A 17,303-nucleotide genomic window follows, 5' to 3' on the forward strand; every position below is an offset into this window, starting at 1 on the left:
GTGGACGCGCCACCATGCCTGGTCGCCGCGGCCCGGATCGCGGTCTGGCGTGGACATACCAGGGTCTAACCGGGACGCCTGCAGGTCAAAAGCCCGGTCTGCCGGACGGATGTGCCCCGCCTCCTCGAGAGTTGAACGCGTCGTCGCGTGGAGGTCCGGGCGCATCGGTGTTCGGGTTGAGGCGTATCCCGTATCGGCCTTGCAGGCACGCGCTCGAAGTTCGCGGGTCGACCTCTCCGATCGGGGGTCGACGTCTCGAACTTGACGGGTCCACTCCCCATTTCGGAGGTCGACTTGCGCAATGGTCGCCGCGATTCGCCCGCGCGATCGGCGCCCGAGGTATCCCCGGCATGGCCTGGCCAGCCACTGCCAGACACCGGACAAGCCGCCATCCTGGGCGGCCTACCCAGACACCAGTGCCGGGGATTTGCACGGCTACCCGGTTGTGGCGCCGCCGCTGCCGAGTTGTTTGACCGCTACCCGGCTCCAACCAGGTAGCCGCGCCAAAAGTCGGTAGCCGATCCGCCCAGACCGCCGGTCGTCACCAACCGCCCAAAGCCGCCACCCAACCCGTCACGCAATAAACGGGAGGCGCCGGATCGGCCAGACCTCGGCCGTCCCTTGATTGGCCGCTGTGACTGGTTCATTGGCGACCACTCGCGAGTGGAGGAAACGCGCATGACCGCATTCGTGCCGGGCACTGCCGCACCTGCCGGCCACAGACCGACCGCCGATGATGTACGGCCGCCCGTCTACCGCCGACCGGGTCTGCCATAGGAGCATCCCCCGCGATCCTCCCTGATCCCGCGATCCTCCCTGATCCCGCGATCCTCCCTGATCCCGCGATGCTCGCGATCCGCCTTAGCCCCGCGAGCCAAGCGCACCTTAGCGGCCGTCGCCCAACCACCCGCGAGTGGACGCGTGCACACGCGTCCACTCGTGACGGTGTGCGGGACTCGCGGGTGGAGGTGATGGGTGGCGGGCAGAGGCTACTCCCGGGAGGTGAGGGTGAGGTCTTGACACGTTCTGTGGTCAGCGGTGAAACTCAGGCGCCATGAGAGCGCTCTCATGACCGTGTGTCCGTCGAACTGTCCATCGAATCTGCAGGGAGCAAACCGCCATGCGACCCAGTGCCCGTCGCACGACCCTGACCGCGACCGCGGTCGGTCTGGCCCTCCTCGCCACCGCTTGTGGTGGTGACGAGCCCGGTTCCAAGCCGGGCGAGCCGGTCGAGCTGACCATCGCCACCTTCAACGAGTTCGGGTACGCCGAGCTCTACCGGGAGTACGAGGCGGCGCATCCGGACATCAAGATCACCGAGCGCAAATCCGGCACGGTCGACGCGCATGTCGACAACCTGAACACCAAGCTCGCGGCGGGTTCGGGGCTGGCGGACATCGAGGCGATGGAGGTCAGCTGGATCAACACCTACCTGGCCAAGGCGGACCGGTTCGTCGATCTGCGCGAGTTCGGCGCCGAGGACCTGAAGAGTCGCTGGCTGGACTGGAAGACGGCCGGCGCGACCGCCAAGGACGGCCGGGTCATCGGCTACGGCACGGATATCGGGCCGATGGCGATCTGCTACCGCAAGGACCTGTTCGCGAAGGCCGGCCTGCCCACCGACCGGGCCTCCGTGGCGAAGCTCTTTCCGAGCTGGGACGCCTACTTCGCGGTTGGCAAGCAGTACGTCGCCAAGGTGCCGAAGTCGGCCTGGTACGACTCGGCCGGGCAGACCTGGGAGGCCATGCGCAACCAGCTCATCCAGGCGTATTACACCAACGAGGACCGGTACATCGGCGCCGAGAACCAGGGCCTGAAGGCGACCTGGGACAAGATCATGCAAGGCACCAGCGACGGACTGTCCGCCAAGCTCGAGGCCTGGAGCGACGACTGGGTCAAGGCCTTCCGTACCGACGCTTTCGCCACCGTGGCGTGCCCGGGCTGGCTGCTCGGCGTGATCGAGGGCAACGCGGCGGAGTACGGCAAGGGCAAGTGGGACGTCGCGGACGTCTTCCCCGGTGGCGGTGGCAACTGGGGTGGTTCGTACCTGACCGTGCCGGCGCAGTCCAAGCATCAGAAGGAGGCCGCCGAACTCGCGGCCTGGCTGACCGCGCCGGCGCAGCAGATCAAGGTCTTCAAGAAGGTGGGCGCGTTCCCGTCCACGGTCGCGGCCTACACCGATGCCAAGGTGACCGGGCAGAAGAACGCGTACTTCAACAACGCGCCGGTCGGGCCGATCTTCATCAACCGCGCCAAGGCCGTCACGATCAAGCAGTACAAGGGCCCGAAGGACGGTGACGTGAACCAGGGCTTCACCCAGGCGCTCGGCCGGGTGGAGCAGGGCAAGCAGTCGCCGGACGAGGCCTGGGCGCAAGCGCTCAAGGACGGCGAGCGGGCCGCGAAGGGATGACCCGCACAACCGCTACCCGGTCCCCGCTGCCGCAGTCTCCGGCGCGGGACCGGGCTCACCGGTGGGACCTGCGCCTGTCGCCGTACTTGTACATCGCGCCGTTCTTCCTGCTGTTCTGCCTGGTCGGGTTGTTCCCGCTGGCCTATACGGCGTACGTCGCGTTGCACAAGTGGGAGCTCGGCGGCAGCACCCACGAGTTCGTCGGCCTCCAGAACTTCGCGGATCTGCTCGCGGACGGCTATTTCTGGAACGCCCTCTTCAACACGGTCAGCATCTTCGTACTGTCGTCGGTACCGCAGATCGTCATCGCGATCGTGCTCGCGGCCTTGCTGGACACGCGATTGCGCGGCAAGACCTTCTGGCGGATGAGCGTGCTGCTGCCGTACGTCGTGGCGCCGGTGGCCGTCGCGATCATCTTCGGCAACTTGTTCGGGGATCGCTTCGGCCTCGTCAACGCGGGCCTCGAACTGCTGAGCCTGCCGCCGATCGACTGGCATACCGAGCGACTGCCCTCGCATCTGGCGATCGCGACGATGGTCAACTGGCGGTGGACCGGTTACAACGCGCTGATCTTTCTCGCCGCGATGCAGGCCATTCCGCGTGAGCTGTACGAGGCCGCGATCACCGACGGCGCGGGCGCGATTCGCCGGTTCTTCGCGGTGACCGTGCCGATGTTGCGGCCGACGATCATCTTCGTGGTGGTCACTTCGACAATCGGTGGCTTGCAGGTTTTCGCGGAGCCGCTGCTGTTCGACAGTTCGTCGGCCTCGGTCACGGGTGGAACGGACCGCCAGTTCCAGACAGTCACGCTTTACCTGTACGAGCGGGCCTTCCGGAACCAGAACCTCGGTGCGGGTAGTGCCGTCGCCTGGACGTTGTTCCTGGTCGTCGTACTCTTCGCGGTCCTCAACTACCTCCTGACCCGGCGGATCGCCTCGGCGGACGCAGGAATCGCCAAGAAGGGACGGAAGGCGTGAGCGCGCTACTAACGCAAGAACCCGCACTGGCCGACGTGCAACCTCAAACGCCAGTACGACGGCCTAGCGGCTCTCGGCGCGGGTGGACCGGTAGGCCCGGGTTCCTCGTCTACGGTCTGCTCGCGGCGTTCCTACTCGGTTCGGCCTTTCCCTTGTACTGGTCGTTCATCGTGGCCAGCCACAAGCCGTCTGTGTCGCAGGACCGGGTTCCGCCGCTTCTACCGGGTGGCAACCTTTTCGCGAACATCGAGCGGGTTATCGACACCATCCCGTTCTGGAAGGCTTTGGGCAACAGCATCGTCGTGTCATCGGCAGTGACGCTGTCGGTGGTGGTGTTCTCGACGTTGGCGGGATTCGCCTTCGCCAAGCTGAAGTTCAAGGGCCGGAACGGCCTGATGGGGTTCGTGATCGCCACGATGGCCGTACCGACCCAACTCGGGGTGATCCCGCTCTTCATGGTCATGGCCAAGTTCGGCTGGGCCGGGTCGTTGTCGGCGGTAATAGTGCCTGCGATGGTCAGTGCCTTCGGTGTGTTCTGGATGCGCCAGTACCTGGTTGACGCCATCCCAGACGAACTGATCGAGGCTGCCCGGATGGACGGCTGTTCTACCCTGCGGGTGTTCTGGCACGTTTGTGCGCCGGCCGCGCGGCCTGCGGCGGGCATGCTCGGGTTGTTCACGTTCATGCAGACCTGGACCGATTTCCTCTGGCCACTGGTCGTACTGAACCCGGAGAGCCCGACGCTGCAGGTGGCACTTAATCAGCTTCAATCCGGCTATTACGTGGACTACTCGCTCGTTCTGGCTGGAGCTGTCATGGCGACTCTGCCAATCTTCTTCGTGTTCCTGGTGGCCGGCCGCCAGCTGGTCGCCGGAATCATGCAAGGCGCGGTCAAGGGTTGATGACATCCGTCGCGCCTCGCCCGCTGGGCTTACCGTTGTGCGAAGCTGCAGCGAACCTATGAGCAAACAGAGCGAAGGAGCGGCCTGATGTCGATCGCAGGGCAGGACACGGGCTCACCCACGCTCGAACAGGTGGCGGCGCTCGCGGGCGTATCCCGGGCCACCGTGTCCCGGGTCGTGAACGGCTCGCCCAAGGTCCTGCCGCACACCGTCGAGGCCGTCAACCGTGCGATCACCGAACTCGGCTACGTCCCGAACCGGGCCGCTCGTGCCCTGGTGACGCGACGTACCGACTCGGTGGCGCTGGTGGTACCGGAGCCGGACAGCCGGATCTTCTCGGACCCGTTCTTCGCCGGAATCCTGCGCGGTGTGAGTACGGCGCTGGCCCCGACGTCGTCCCAGCTGGTGCTCCTGCTCGAACCGGCCTCGGCACCGGACCAGGTCGACGACCGGCGGCTACTGCGCTACCTGCGCGGGGGACACGTGGATGGCGCGATCGTGGTGAGTCACCACGGTCGCGACACCATCATCCAGGAGCTGGCCCAGCTCCCGCTGCCGATCGTCTTCAGCGCCCGGCCGCTCGGTGTCGACGTACCCGTCACGAGCGTGGACGTCGACAACGTGGCGGGAGCCCGTACGGCGGTCGAGCACCTGTTGTCCCGCGGTCGCCGGCGCATCGGCACGATCACGGGTCCGCTCGACATGACCGCCGGGGTGGACCGGTTGGCCGGCTTCAAGGAAGTTCTCGCCGAGGCAGGCCTGCCGGATGACGCGGTGGCCGTCGGCGACTTCACGGCCGACGGCGGCGAGGCGGCGGCCAACGAACTGCTCGCCAGTCATCCCGACCTCGACGGCCTCTTCGTGGCGTCGGACCTGATGGCCACGGCGGCCCTGCGAGTCCTGTCGGAACGAGGCCGACGCGTACCCGAAGACGTCGCGGTGGTCGGCTTCGACGACTCGGTCCTCGCCACCACAACCACCCCGCGCCTCACCACGATCCGCCAGCCGGTCGAAGACCTAGGCGCGCGTCTGGTCGAACTTCTGCTGGCCCAAATCAACGGCGCCCCGCAAGCCAGCCCGCCGCTCTTCACCACCGAACTGATCATCCGCGACTCCGCCTGACAGTGCTGCGGCGAAGGCGGAACCAGAGCCCTAGCACGGGCAACGGGGTCCTGGCGGGGGTTATAGCCCCTGCTCAGTCACCGTTTGGGGTGCTCGGCCCCGACAAGGTGTCAGGCGGATGCCGGGGTGTAGAGCTGTAGGAGGCGTTTGAGGGCCTGCAGGTCGCCTACGAAGCTCATGGCGCCTTGCGCGAGGGTGGTGTCGAGGGACGCCGGATCGGCTAGCAGGCCGCCGAGGGTCTTCGGGTCCGTGCGCAGCGAGATGTCGGCCTTGGCCGGTTCACCGCTCTCCACCTGCACTTCGCCGCCGTCGACCGACACCGTCCAGATCGCACCGTCCAGCTCGAGGCGGCAGACGATCGGCGGCGCTTCCGGATCGGGACGGGCGCTGCCGCGCAGGAAGATGAGCACCGAGGTGGCGCTGAGCGACGCCGGTTCCGCGGGGTGCGGAGCGTCGACTCCCCAGTCGCCCAATGCCAGGACGATCGCTTCCAGCCTCCGGCCCCACTCGGTCAGTTCATAGACCTTCGGCCCGGTCGTCGACGTGAGCGTGCGGCGACGGATCACGCCGTGCTGCTCGAGTTCGCGAAGACGATCGGCCAGCAGGTTGGAGCTCGCGTTGGGCAGCGAGTGCCGCAGTTCGGAGAAGCGTTGCGGCATCAAGAGCAGCTCGCGTACAACCAGCAGTGCCCAGCGCTCGCCGACGACATCGAGCGCCCGGGCGACCGCACAGGAGTCGCGATAGCTACGGCTGGTCGGCATTGCAGGCTCCCTCGCGATCTGAACTTCCACCCATCGTAGTTGCTTTTCACAACTCCCCTCGCTTCAGATGGGTAAAAATAGCAACCGCAATAAGTTGTTTTTAACAACCTCAACAGGTTACCGTTGCGAGGCGAGCCCGCCGGAGTGGCGGACGAGAATGCCTTTAGACAGGAGCCAGCAATGAGCACGTCGCTTTCGGAGCAGACCCCGGCCACGGTTCAGAAGCCGCAGCACGCGGTAGTCGTGGACCCGGACGCACATCAGGTCCTGGTCGACAACGAGCACGTCCGGGTGATCCACGCCCGCGCTTCCACGGGATGGCAGAACGAGATGCACTCGCACCTGCCGATGCTGGTGATCAATCTCGGCTCAGGGCGGCAGAAGGTGACCTGGCCGGACGGCTCGACCCAGATCGTCGACCTGAACCCGGGCGCGGTCGTCTGGCAGGCGGACGCCTTCGATCACTCGTGGGAGTTGCTGGCCGGAGAGGTCAACGTGATCCTGGTCGAGGTCAAATCAGCAGACCCCGGCGCCCAGGCGGCTGGGGACTGACGCCCCGGATGGCCGGGGACTGAGGACTAGTCCTCGGGACCGGTGGTGACGAAGTCGATGAGTTCTTCGACTCTGCCGAGCAGGGCCGGTTCGAGGTCGGCATAGGTCTTCACCTTGCCGAGGATGTGCTTCCAGGCGGCGGCTACGTCGGCCTGGGTGGCGGCGGGCCAGCCGAAGGTCTCGAGAATGCCGTGCTTCCACGACTGCCCGTGGGGGATCTTCGGCCAGGCGGCGATGCCGAGGGACGACGGTTTGACCGCTTCCCAGATGTCGATGAACGGGTGGCCGACCACCAGCACGTGGTCGCCGGTCACCTGGGCCGCGATCTTCGACTCCTTGGAGCCGGGTACGAGATGGTCGACCAGTACGCCGAGATGCCGCCCGGGCCCGGGATCGAACTCCGCCACGATGGCGGGCAGATCGTCCACGCCTTCGAGGTATTCGACCACCACGCCCTCGATGCGAAGGTCGTCGCCCCAGACCTTCTCGACCAGTTCGGCGTCGTGCCGGCCTTCGACGTAGATCCGCCCGGCGCGGGCCACTCGCGCCTTCACGCCGGCGACGGCCACCGAGCCGGACGCCGTACGGGTGGGTGCGGCCGGTCCCGCCTTGGCCGGGGCCTTCAGGGCCACGGGTTTGCCGTCGACCCAGAAGCCCGGTCCGAGCGGGTACGTGCGCACCTGGCCGTGGCGGTCTTCCAGATCCACCACGCCGTGTTCCCAGCGGACCACGGCGCCGACGAAACCGGAGGACGGCTCCTCGACCACGAGACCGCGGGAGATCTCGAGGTCGACGGTGCGGCCGTTCTTGGGCTTGTTCCAGTCACCGGCGAGGACGTCTGAACCATAGCGATCGGTCACGGCTCCACCGTAACCATCAACGAACGGCCTCGCGGTCCTGGCGCGCGGTGTCCGGGGTTGTGGCGCTGGTCATCGACAAACCGAGGTAGACCCCGAACCCGACGGCCAGACCGACCAGCCAGGAGTAGTCGTACAGCGGCTTGAGCAACGGGATCAGGCCGTCCGTCGGGAACGGGCCGCCGCCGGGATTCGAGTAGGCACCGCCGACACCCAGTACGGCGCCCGCGAGCGTGGCGACGACCGCGCGCCAGTTCCAGCCGGAGGCGAACCAGTATCGGCCTTCGGACCGGTAAAGGTCGGCCAGGTGTAGCTCGGTGCGGGCGACGAACCAGTAGCCCGCGATCAGCACACCCGCCACGGACGCGAGTACGCCGCCGTAGAACGAAAGCCAGACGAAGATGTAGATCTCCGGGTCCGCGATCAACCGCCAGGGCTGGATCAGCACACCGACCACGGCCGTGAGCAGACCGGCGGTGCGGAAGTTCAGCCAGCGCGGCAAGGCGTTGGAGAAGTCGTACGACGGGCTGACGACGTTGGCCGCGACATTGGTGGACATGGTCGCCAGAATCGCCATCACCAGGCCGATCACCACCACGATCGGGCTTTCGAACCGGCGGGCCAGTTCGACCGGGTCCCAGATGGCCTCGCCGTAGATCACCACGGTGCCGGAGGTGGTCACGATCGAGACCAGCGCGATGAACGACATCGTGGTGGGCAGGCCGATGACCTGGCCGAGGGCCTGCTGGCGTTGCCCCTGGCCGAAGCGGGTGAAGTCGGGCATGTTGAGCGAAAGCGTGGCCCAGAAGGCGATCATGCCCATCAGCGACGGCGCGAAGATCTTCCAGAAGTCGGCGTCCCAGCCAAGCTGCGAGGGCTGCGACAGGATCGGCCCGAAACCGCCGGCCTTGACCAGCACCCAGATCATCAACGCCAGGAACGCGACGGTGACCAGCGGCGCGGCCCAGTTCTCGAACCGGCGCAGGCCTTCGATGCCACGCCAGATCAGGATCATCTGCAATACCCAGAAGAACGTGAAGCTCAGCCACATCGTCCACGGATGCCCGCCGATCGCGGCCGCGCCGATCCAGCCCTCGCCGGCCAGTTTGCCGACGATGACAAAGATCGCCTGGCCACCGACCCAGGTCTGGATGCCGAACCAGCCGCAGGCGATGAACGCCCGCAGCAGGGCCGGCAAGTTCGCGCCGCGCACGCCGTAGAAGGCCCGCGCGAAAACCGGGAACGGGATGCCGTACTTCGTCCCGGCGTGGCTGTTCAGCAGCAGCGGGACCAGCACGATCAGGTTGCCGAGCGTGATGGTGAGAAAGGCCTGCAGCCAGTTCATGCCGATGGCAACAAGTCCGGCCGCCAGCAGGTACGACGGGATGTTGTGCGCCATCCCCATCCACAGCGCGGCGTAGTTGTACGTCGTCCAGCGGCGCTCGGGTAGTCGCGTCGGGGCCAGTTCGGCGTTGCCGTACGGGCTGCCTTCGAGCACGGCCGGATCGCGCAGTTCGACCCGGCCGTCGGGGTGGGTGATCTGCTCTGCTGATGCTGCCGTGGAAGTCATCGCGCCACCTCGTCCGCCGGTCGTTTCGGACCAACTTGAGGGACGGGTGGCGCCGATGTCAACGAATAACCGGCTACTTCATCAAACGCACGGCTCCTCAGGCCATCGGCAGCGTTCGGCGCACGCCGCCGAGCTGCTCGTAGCCACGCCGTACGGCGGCCGCGAGGTGCTCGGCCGGATAAGGCCATTCGTCATGGCGCAACGCGTACTCGAGGGTGGCTCCGTTGTGGTGCAGGCCGGAGATGTTGTTCGCCACCGAGCCGATCTCGGCCCCTTGGTCGCGCACGAACTCGGCGTCCACCACCGCGCCGTGGCCCGGTACCACCCGGGTAGTTGCCGTCAGCAACCCGACCACCCGGTCGACGGTGTCGGACCAGTCCAGCGGATAGCAGTCGTCGCCGTACGACGGTGGGGCCGACTCCTCGATCAGGTCGCCCATGAACACCACGTCGGCGTCCGGCACCAGGACGACGATGTCGCCGTCGGTATGACCGTTGCCCAGGTGCAGCAACTCCACCCGCCGGTCGCCGAGGTCGATCACCTTCGCGACCGAGAACGTCTGATCGGCCGGAACCAGCGGAGCGGTCGCGATCTGCGCGATGACCTCGGCCGGGATTGCCGGGAAGTCCGGATCGACGCCCGGGTTCTCGGCGTACCGCCGCTGCAGTTCGGGGCCGCGCTCGAGCAGCTGCGCCGCCGCGTTCTCGTGCGAGATGACGGTGGCGCCGGCCGCGGCGAAGACCGAGTTGCCGAAGGTGTGATCGAAGTGCGCGTGCGTGTTCACCGCCCAGCGGACCTCGGCGCCGGGCACAAGCCGCCGGACGTCGGCCAGCAGTTCGGTCGCAAAGGCCTCGGTCGCGTGGGTGTCGACCACCAGCACACCGGCCGAACCCGCGACAACGCCGATGTTCAGGTCCCACTCGGGATAACGGCGGACCCAGCAACGGTCGCCCAGCTCGGTCCAGTTCGAAGTCACCCGAGTGAGCCTAACCGGCCCGTGGGACGACCCTTGAAGGCGGTCAAACGCGCGCTTAGGGTCGGGTGGACTCATCGGACCTCTGTTAGGCGGCTGGCGTGGCTGAACAACGACGCGAACGACGGGCACTGGTGGTCTGGGGCGGCTGGCCCGGGCACAAGCCACAGGAAGCGACCGAGCTGTTCACGCCGTATCTGGAGGAGAACGGATTCACCGTCAAGGTGACCGACGATCTCGACGCGTATCTCGATCTGGACGGTACCGACCTGGTACTGCAGTGCATCAGCATGGGCGAGATTACGGCCGAGCAGTGCAAGGGCCTGGAAACGGCCATTCGTGGCGGGACCGGATTCGCCGGCTGGCACGGCGGCATCGTGGACTCGTTCCGCAACAACACCGACTACCAGTTCATCACCGGCGGGCAGTTCATCTCGCACCCGGGCGGTTTTGTCGATCACGAGATCAAGGTGGTCGCCGACCACCCGATCGTGGCCGGTCTGACCCACTTCGACCTGCGCACCGAGCAGTACTACGTGCACGCCGATCCGACCAACAACGTGCTCGCGACCACCACGTTCCGCGCGCATCCGGACTACCCGTGGATCGAAGGCGCGACGATGCCCGCGGTCTGGACCCGCACCTGGGGACAGGGCCGGATCTTCGTCTGCACACCGGGGCACAGCCTGGAGGACCTGGACGTGCCCGAGGTCCGCACGATCATCGAGCGCGGCCTGCTCTGGGCGAGCCGGTGACCGCCGCGGGCGGCAACACCCGCGTCGGCATCATCGGGACGGGCGTGATCAGCGGGACCTACCTGGACCACCTGGAGGTCCTGCCCGGCGTCGAGGTGGTCGCCGTCGCGGACATCGACCTGGAACGCGCGACCGAGGTGGCGAGCAAGCGCGGCAACCTGCGCGCGATGAGGTCGGAGGACTTACTCACCGACCCGGACGTGGACGTCGTACTCAACCTGACGATCCCCGCCGCGCACGCGCCGGTGGCCCTGGCGGCACTCGAAGCGGGCAAGCACGTGTACGGCGAGAAGCCCCTGGCCGTACGGCGTACCGAGGCGGAGCCGTTGCTGGCGGCCGCCGCGGCGCGGGGCCTTCGCATCGGCTGCGCGCCCGACACCGTGCTCGGCACGGGAATCCAGACCGCCCGGGCGGCGCTGGACCGGGGCGATATCGGCGTACCGACGGCGGCGACGGCGTCGTTCGTCACGCCCGGGCACGAGCGGTGGCATCCCGCGCCCGAGTTCTACTACCAGGACGGCGGAGGGCCGCTGCTCGACATGGGCCCGTACTACCTGACGGCCCTGGTCACCCTGCTCGGACCGGTCGCACGGGTGACGGCCCGGGCCGGGAGCGCCCACGCGGAGCGCACGATCCACACCGGGCCGCGGGCTGGAACGACGTTCGGCGTGGATATCCCGACCCATCTGACCGGTGTGGTGGAACACACGTCGGGCGCGTTGAGCACCGTGTTGATGAGCTTCGACATCTGGGCCAGCCGGATGCCCCGGATCGAGATCTACGGCACCCAGGGCACCCTGGCGGTCCCGGACCCGAACAACTTCGACGGCGAGGTCGAACTCTGGTCACCCCAGGCGGGCGAGTGGCGCGCACTCGATGTCGCGGGCGGCTACGCGGGCGCGGGCCGAGGCGTCGGGCTGGCCGACATGGCCCGCGCGATCCGGACCGGTGAGCCGCATCGCGCGAGCGGATCGCTGGCGTTCCACGTGCTCGACGTGATGGAGTCACTGCTCGAAGCCGCCGAACGCGATCAGCCGGTCCAGGTACTCAGTACGGTCGAGCGCCCGGCAGCCGTACCGCTGGGTGCCTCCCCGGATCAGGCCTGACACCGGACCTCAAGCCTGGCGGCGCGCGATTCGTGGGTGGCTCGGTAGACTGGCACTCGTAAGTCGGGAGTGCCAAGACGAGAGGTGGTGCAAGTCGCGTGCTGGACGAACGCAAGCTGGACGTGCTCCGGGCCATCGTCGAGGACTATGTGGCCACCCATGAACCGGTCGGCTCGAAGACGCTGGTCGACCGGCACAATCTGGGTGTCTCCCCGGCGACGGTCCGCAACGACATGGCCGCGCTGGAGGAGGAGGGGTACATCACCCAGCCGCACACCAGCGCGGGCCGGATTCCGACCGACGCCGGCTACCGGTTGTTCGTCGACAAACTGAGTACGGTCAAACCGCTGTCCGGCGCGGAGAAGAAGGCGATCTCCACCTTCCTGGCCGGTGCAGTGGACCTGGACGATGTGGTCCGCCGGACCGTGCGCCTGCTGGCGCAGATCACCCGGCAGGTCGCGATCGTGCAGTATCCGACCCTGACCCGCTCGACCGTGCGGCACATCGAGGTGGTGACGATGTCGCCGCGGCGGTTGCTGCTGGTGCTGATCACCAGCACCGGCCGGGTCGAGCAGCGCATCGTGGAAACCCTCGAGGACGTCTCCGACCAGCTTGTCGTCGACCTGCGCAGCAAGCTGAACGCGGCGCTCACCGGCCAGCGGCTGACCGACGCCGCGACCACGCTCGCGGGCCTGCCGGACAGCTTCGGGCCGGGCGACCGGCCGCTGGTGGCCGCGATCGTGACCACGCTGATGGAGGCGTTCACGGTCGAGGGCGAGCACCGGATCGCGGTCGGCGGGGCGGCCAACCTGACCCGGTACGGCGACGACTTCGAGCGCAACGTGAAGCCGGTGCTGGAGGCGCTCGAGGAGCACGTGATCCTGCTCAAGCTGCTGGGTGAGGCGACCCATCCGCAGACCCTCACGGTGCGGATCGGCCACGAGAATCCGTACGAGGAGCTCGCCACCACCTCGGTGGTCGCGGCCGGGTACGGCTCGAGGTCGGAGACGCTGGCCACCCTCGGCATCGTCGGCCCGACACACATGGACTATCCGAGCACGATGGGAGCGGTGCGAGCCGTCGCCCGGTATGTCAGCCAGATCCTGGCCGACTCATGACCCCCTTGGAAACAGGAGTATGAGCACCGACTACTACGCGGTCCTCGGCGTCAGCCGGGACGCTTCCGCCGACGACATCAAGAAGGCGTACCGCAAGCTCGCCCGGCAGTACCACCCGGACGTGAACGACTCCGAGGACGCGCACGACAAGTTCCAGGAGATCGGCCGCGCCTTCCAGGTGCTCAGCGACCCGCAGAAGAAGCAGGTCTACGACCTCGGCGGCGACCCGCTCGGCAGTGGCGGTGGCGCCGGCGGTGGTTTCGGCCAGGCCTTCACCTTCACCGACATCATGGACGCGTTCTTCGGCCAGGGTGGTGGCGCCGCCAACCGTGGCCCGCGCCCGCGGATGCGCCGGGGCCAGGACGCGCTGATCCCGCTGCGCATCGATCTGGCCGAGGCGGCCTTCGGTACCACCCGTGAGCTGAAGATCGACACCGCCGTGGTGTGCCCGACCTGTACCGGTTCGGGCGCCGCGGCCGGTTCCAAGCCGGTCACCTGCGAGATCTGCCACGGCCGCGGCGAGGTGACGCACACGCAGCGCTCGTTCCTCGGCGAGGTGCGCACGATGCGCCCCTGCCCGGCCTGCCGCGGTTTCGGTACGACGATTCCGAACCCGTGTGTCGAGTGTTCCGGTGACGGCCGGGTCCGCTCGCGCCGCTCGGTCACGGTCAAGATCCCCGCGGGCGTCGACTCCGGCACCCGGGTCCAGCTGTCCGGCCAGGGTGAGGTCGGCCCTGGCGGCGGTCCGGCCGGCGATCTGTACGTCGAGATCGAGGTCGAGCAGCACGAGATCTTCACCCGGCACGGCGACAGCCTGCACTGCTCGGTCACGCTGCCGATGACGGCCGCCGCTCTCGGTACGACGATCGACCTGCCGACGCTGGAAGGCGAGCCGACTCCGCTCGAGATCAAGCCCGGCACCCAGTCCGGGACGGCGTTCACGCTCACCGCCCGGGGAGTTCCGCGCCTGCGGCACGCGGGTCGCGGCGACCTGATCGTGGAGGTACTGGTCGAGACCCCGACCAAGCTGGACGACGCCCAGGTCGACCTGCTGCGCAAGCTGGCCGAGGCCCGCGGCGAGGAGCGCCCGCTGGGCCAGATCCAGGCCGCGCACAAGGGTGTCTTCGGCCGGTTGCGCGACGCCTTCGGTTCACACTGACGCATGGGCCTCGCGGTATTCCACCTGGACGACCTGTCCGGCGATCAACTCACGCTCGGCGGTAGCGAAGGGCATCACGCGGCCGTCGTACGGCGGATCGCGGCGGGCGAGCGTGTCCGGCTGAGCGACGGCCGGGGCGCAGTCGCCGAAGGCCCGGTGGTGTCGGCGTCGAAGGCCGGCCTGGTCGTCGCTGTCGAGAGCCGCACGACAGTGGAACCGCCCGCGCCGCGCCTGGTCGTCGTACAGGCCGTGCCGAAGGGGGAGCGGGCCGAGCTGGCGGTCGAGATGCTGACCGAGGTCGGCGTGGACCTGGTCGTGCCGTGGAACGCGGAGCGCAGTCAATTCCGGGCGAATCCCGAGCGCACGGCGAAACTGCTGGCGAAGTGGCGCGCCTGGGCGTTCGAGGCCAGCAAGCAGTCGCGACGCGCCTGGTTCTGCGAGGTCGCGGAGCTGGCGTCCACCGCGGAGGTGGCCGAGCTGGTGCGAGGCGCCGCGCTTGCCGCCGTACTGCATGAGGAGGCGACGACACCGCTCGCCACCCTCGACGTACCGGCCGCGGGCGAGGTCGTCATCGTGGTCGGGCCGGAAGGTGGCATCGCGCCCGCCGAGCTGGCCGCCTTCGGCGTCGACCCGGTGCTGCTGGGCGACACGGTGCTGCGTACGTCGACGGCCGGGGTGGCCGCCGCGGCCGCGCTGCTGGCCCGGTCCCGGTGGACCGTCAGCGCGCCACGCTGAACGTCTTGGAATCCGCGTTGGTGATACTGCCGTCCTCGCCGGACTCCTGGTAGACGAGCAGCTCGTACTCCCCGGCGGGCAGCTTGACCGTGAAGGCGTACGGCGAGTGCTTCTGGCCCTCGGCCGTATTGGTGAACCCGGTCTGTACCACCGCGCGGGTCTTGAGGTTGCGCACCTGCCAGTTGACCGTCGCCTCGAAGGCGGAGGCGATACCGGTCACCTGCAGCGGGGAGGTGGTTTTCACGCCGTTTGTGGGCGAGTTGATCCAGACGAAGGCCTGTACCTCCATCAGCGGCGCGCGGCGGATCGGGGTCAGCGCGTTCGCGGCGCCGAAGACGGTCCGGACGTCCCTGCCGTTATGGGTGATCTTGACCGGCGCCTGGGACTGCAGAGTGCCCTGGACGGTGTAGACGAGCTGCTGCAGCGCCAGCTCGGCGTAGTCCTTGTCGAGCTTCGTGCGCGGTAGCTCGGCGAAATCGACCGTAATGACCTTGCTGCCGACTTGAACCGCGTTGACCTTGGCACCGAACCAGGGGGAGCGGTAGTCGGGGTCGTCCGCCTTGGACGCCGTCATGGCCAGGACGGCCTCGTACGCGGCACGACCCTTGATCGGGACGAACGTGCGGTAGAGCTTGGGGCCGACGTTCTCGATCCCGACGGTGTCACCGACCCAGTAGACCGGGACCGCCCGCGTCTCGGTCGGCTCCGGGCTGACCTCCGGCCCGATCGTCGTACTGAGTGTGGGCGCAGGGCTGGGACGGGGCGTTACCGCCGGGGTGGTCGGCGCGACCCGGGTCTGCTTCGGCGTCGGACTCGTCGCGACGGACTCCGGTACGGAGGCTTCCAGGTCGCCCGGCGGCCGGTCCATCAGGACGGTGAACAGGCCGATCGTCGCGGCGGTGCCGAGCACGGCGCCACCCGCGGTAAGCAGCCACGGGTGCCGGCGGATGGACCGGGCGGCGACCACCGGGCGCGGCTGGCGGGCGAGGCGCTCGCGGATCTGGTGCAGGCCGTCGTCGCTGGGCTGGACCTGGTCGGCCTCGGCCCGGAGCGCGCGGCGCATCAGGTCGTCGAATTCGTTGCGGGGCTCGGTCATCTCACTTGCTCCAGGACCAGGCGCAGCGACTTGGTCGCCCGCGATGCGTGACTCTTGACCGCTCCCCGGCTGATGCCCATCGTCTCGGCGATCTCCGCCTCGGACAACTCGCCGTAGTACCTCAGCACCATCACCGTGCGTTGTTTCTCCGGCAGCGTACGCATGGCCGCGATCACGGTGTCGGTGGTGGCCGTCGCCATCGCGGCGTGCTCGGCGCTCGGCTCGTCCGGCAGGGACTTCGGCATGTGCTTGTCGACCACCACCAAGTGGCGCTGCCGGGAGCGGCACCGGTTCACCACGGTGGTGCGCAGGTAGGCCAGCGCCTTGTCGGGGTCGCGTAGCCGCTGCCACCGGCCGTGCATCGCGACGAACGCGTCCTGCACGACCTCCTCCGCCGTACCGCTGTCACGCAGCAGTAGGGCACCCAGCCGGACCAGCGACGAGTAGTGAGCGCTGTAGATAGCGGTCAGTGCCTCGTCGGCGTTCCAGGACTCAGGTGCCACGGTTTCTTCGTACACCACCGCGGGCCGCGTCACACCTGCAAGACGCGCATGGCGGCCATCTGGTTGACACTCGTGACAAAACCGGGGCCGCCGGGCGTTTAACCTCGCTCCCTTTCGAAGCCGGTGGAACGGTGGTCGCCCGTCCCCCTGAGTGGTCGCGATTGTCAGGTCGGTTCGGGCTATCAGGGGGACGGGTGAGGTCTGGCCGGGTTCGAAGCCACCCGTACGCTCCGCGCTGAGTCTTCCGCGTGGCGCGGGCGCACCTTTCCCACGGTCGGACGCGAAATGCGGCGATCGAGATGGGCCGGCTGCCGAGATTTAGTACGACTACCTGGCTCCAACCGGGTAGCGGTCAAACAACTCGGCAGCGGCCACACCACAACCCGGCACCCGCGCAAAAGCCCGGCAGCCAACCCCATGCAAACCACCCAACCCCACCGCCCGAACCCCATCGCCGAGACGACCGGCCCGACAACACGCAAGGTCAACGACACCCGGATCGATCCCGCACCTGGCCAGCCGTTGCGCCGGTGGGTTACCACCCCGCCCACTCCCAGGTGGTGACCCAGCTCGCCCGTGGCCAGCCACCCGCCATTCGGCCGCGTTGGCGGAGAGAAGGGCCGAGCCTGCTCAACCGGCCACCTCATCGGTGGATCCAGGTTTAACGAGGTGATGCGCGCTGGCCCGGAGGGCTAGCATGGGGGAGC

At 68.0% G+C, this 17,303-nt stretch carries 16 protein-coding genes; 10 read left to right on the top strand and 6 right to left on the bottom strand.

Annotated features, from left to right (window positions below; genetic code table 11):
- Positions 1 to 1,120: 1,120 nt before the first annotated feature.
- The 4 genes from ACFFGN_RS01370 (at position 1,121) to ACFFGN_RS01385 (ending at position 5,411) form a co-directional block, all read left to right on the top strand.
- The gene (locus ACFFGN_RS01370) at positions 1,121 to 2,410 is read left to right on the top strand and encodes an ABC transporter substrate-binding protein (RefSeq protein ID WP_380043369.1); all 1,290 of its coding nucleotides are present in this window, start codon (positions 1,121 to 1,123) and stop codon (positions 2,408 to 2,410) included.
- Entirely contained in the window at positions 2,407 to 3,387 is a 981-nt protein-coding gene (locus ACFFGN_RS01375) for a carbohydrate ABC transporter permease (RefSeq protein ID WP_380043370.1), read from the top strand. The genes ACFFGN_RS01370 and ACFFGN_RS01375 overlap by 4 nt, the downstream gene beginning before the upstream one ends.
- Complete coding sequence (locus ACFFGN_RS01380) at positions 3,384 to 4,289, top strand: carbohydrate ABC transporter permease (protein ID WP_380043372.1); 906 nt, start codon at positions 3,384 to 3,386, stop codon at positions 4,287 to 4,289. Before ACFFGN_RS01375 ends, ACFFGN_RS01380 begins: the two co-directional genes overlap by 4 nt.
- 87 nt (positions 4,290 to 4,376) lie before the next feature.
- Positions 4,377 to 5,411 carry a LacI family DNA-binding transcriptional regulator gene (locus tag ACFFGN_RS01385; RefSeq protein WP_380043374.1) on the top strand — a complete coding sequence of 345 codons (1,035 nt, stop codon included), beginning with the start codon at positions 4,377 to 4,379 and terminating at the stop codon, positions 5,409 to 5,411.
- Between the two features lie 110 nt (positions 5,412 to 5,521).
- Here ACFFGN_RS01385 and ACFFGN_RS01390 read toward each other — a convergent pair whose 3' ends face one another.
- Complete coding sequence (locus tag ACFFGN_RS01390) at positions 5,522 to 6,172, bottom strand: winged helix-turn-helix transcriptional regulator (protein WP_380043375.1); 651 nt, start codon at positions 6,170 to 6,172, stop codon at positions 5,522 to 5,524.
- Positions 6,173 to 6,352: 180 nt separating this feature from the next.
- Here ACFFGN_RS01390 and ACFFGN_RS01395 point away from each other — a divergent pair, with 180 nt between their 5' ends.
- Positions 6,353 to 6,724: a hypothetical protein gene (locus tag ACFFGN_RS01395; protein ID WP_380043376.1), complete on the top strand. Its 372-nt coding sequence runs from the start codon at positions 6,353 to 6,355 to the stop codon at positions 6,722 to 6,724.
- A gap of 26 nt (positions 6,725 to 6,750) precedes the next feature.
- Here the strand turns inward: ACFFGN_RS01395 and ACFFGN_RS01400 are convergent, their stop codons facing one another.
- From ACFFGN_RS01400 to ACFFGN_RS01410, 3 genes are all read right to left on the bottom strand, one after another.
- Complete coding sequence (locus ACFFGN_RS01400; protein WP_380043377.1) at positions 6,751 to 7,584, bottom strand: DUF3097 domain-containing protein; 834 nt, start codon at positions 7,582 to 7,584, stop codon at positions 6,751 to 6,753.
- Between the two features lie 16 nt (positions 7,585 to 7,600).
- Positions 7,601 to 9,151 (bottom strand): NCS1 family nucleobase:cation symporter-1, encoded by a 1,551-nt coding sequence (locus ACFFGN_RS01405; RefSeq protein ID WP_380043378.1) that lies wholly within the window; start codon positions 9,149 to 9,151, stop codon positions 7,601 to 7,603.
- Positions 9,152 to 9,248: 97 nt separating this feature from the next.
- Positions 9,249 to 10,127 carry an MBL fold metallo-hydrolase gene (locus ACFFGN_RS01410; RefSeq protein ID WP_380043379.1) on the bottom strand — a complete coding sequence of 293 codons (879 nt, stop codon included), beginning with the start codon at positions 10,125 to 10,127 and terminating at the stop codon, positions 9,249 to 9,251.
- Positions 10,128 to 10,225: 98 nt separating this feature from the next.
- On the opposite strand from ACFFGN_RS01410, the gene ACFFGN_RS01415 reads away from it, so the two are divergent.
- From ACFFGN_RS01415 to ACFFGN_RS01435, 5 genes are all read left to right on the top strand, one after another.
- On the top strand, positions 10,226 to 10,879 hold the full coding sequence (locus ACFFGN_RS01415) for a ThuA domain-containing protein (RefSeq protein WP_380043380.1): 654 nt from the start codon (positions 10,226 to 10,228) through the stop codon (positions 10,877 to 10,879).
- Complete coding sequence (locus ACFFGN_RS01420) at positions 10,876 to 11,985, top strand: Gfo/Idh/MocA family protein (protein ID WP_380043381.1); 1,110 nt, start codon at positions 10,876 to 10,878, stop codon at positions 11,983 to 11,985. Before ACFFGN_RS01415 ends, ACFFGN_RS01420 begins: the two co-directional genes overlap by 4 nt.
- Before the next feature lie 98 nt (positions 11,986 to 12,083).
- Positions 12,084 to 13,103: a heat-inducible transcriptional repressor HrcA gene (gene hrcA, locus ACFFGN_RS01425; RefSeq protein WP_380043382.1), complete on the top strand. Its 1,020-nt coding sequence runs from the start codon at positions 12,084 to 12,086 to the stop codon at positions 13,101 to 13,103.
- 19 nt (positions 13,104 to 13,122) lie between these two features.
- Positions 13,123 to 14,262, top strand: a complete 1,140-nt coding sequence (gene dnaJ, locus ACFFGN_RS01430; RefSeq protein WP_380043383.1) for a molecular chaperone DnaJ — start codon at positions 13,123 to 13,125, stop codon at positions 14,260 to 14,262.
- 3 nt (positions 14,263 to 14,265) lie between these two features.
- On the top strand, positions 14,266 to 14,997 hold the full coding sequence (locus ACFFGN_RS01435; protein ID WP_380043384.1) for a 16S rRNA (uracil(1498)-N(3))-methyltransferase: 732 nt from the start codon (positions 14,266 to 14,268) through the stop codon (positions 14,995 to 14,997).
- On the opposite strand, the gene ACFFGN_RS01440 is transcribed toward ACFFGN_RS01435, so the two are convergent.
- Together ACFFGN_RS01440 and ACFFGN_RS01445 are read right to left on the bottom strand one after the other, a co-directional pair.
- Positions 14,981 to 16,093 (bottom strand): Gmad2 immunoglobulin-like domain-containing protein, encoded by a 1,113-nt coding sequence (locus ACFFGN_RS01440; protein WP_380043385.1) that lies wholly within the window; start codon positions 16,091 to 16,093, stop codon positions 14,981 to 14,983. The two genes, ACFFGN_RS01435 and ACFFGN_RS01440, sit on opposite strands and share 17 nt — an antisense overlap.
- Positions 16,090 to 16,596 (bottom strand): SigE family RNA polymerase sigma factor, encoded by a 507-nt coding sequence (locus ACFFGN_RS01445; RefSeq protein WP_380043386.1) that lies wholly within the window; start codon positions 16,594 to 16,596, stop codon positions 16,090 to 16,092. The genes ACFFGN_RS01440 and ACFFGN_RS01445 overlap by 4 nt, the downstream gene beginning before the upstream one ends.
- Between the last annotated feature and the right edge of the window lie 707 nt (positions 16,597 to 17,303).

Source organism: Kribbella deserti (genome assembly GCF_042434725.1).
Classification (GTDB): Bacteria; Actinomycetota; Actinomycetes; order Propionibacteriales; family Kribbellaceae; genus Kribbella; species Kribbella deserti.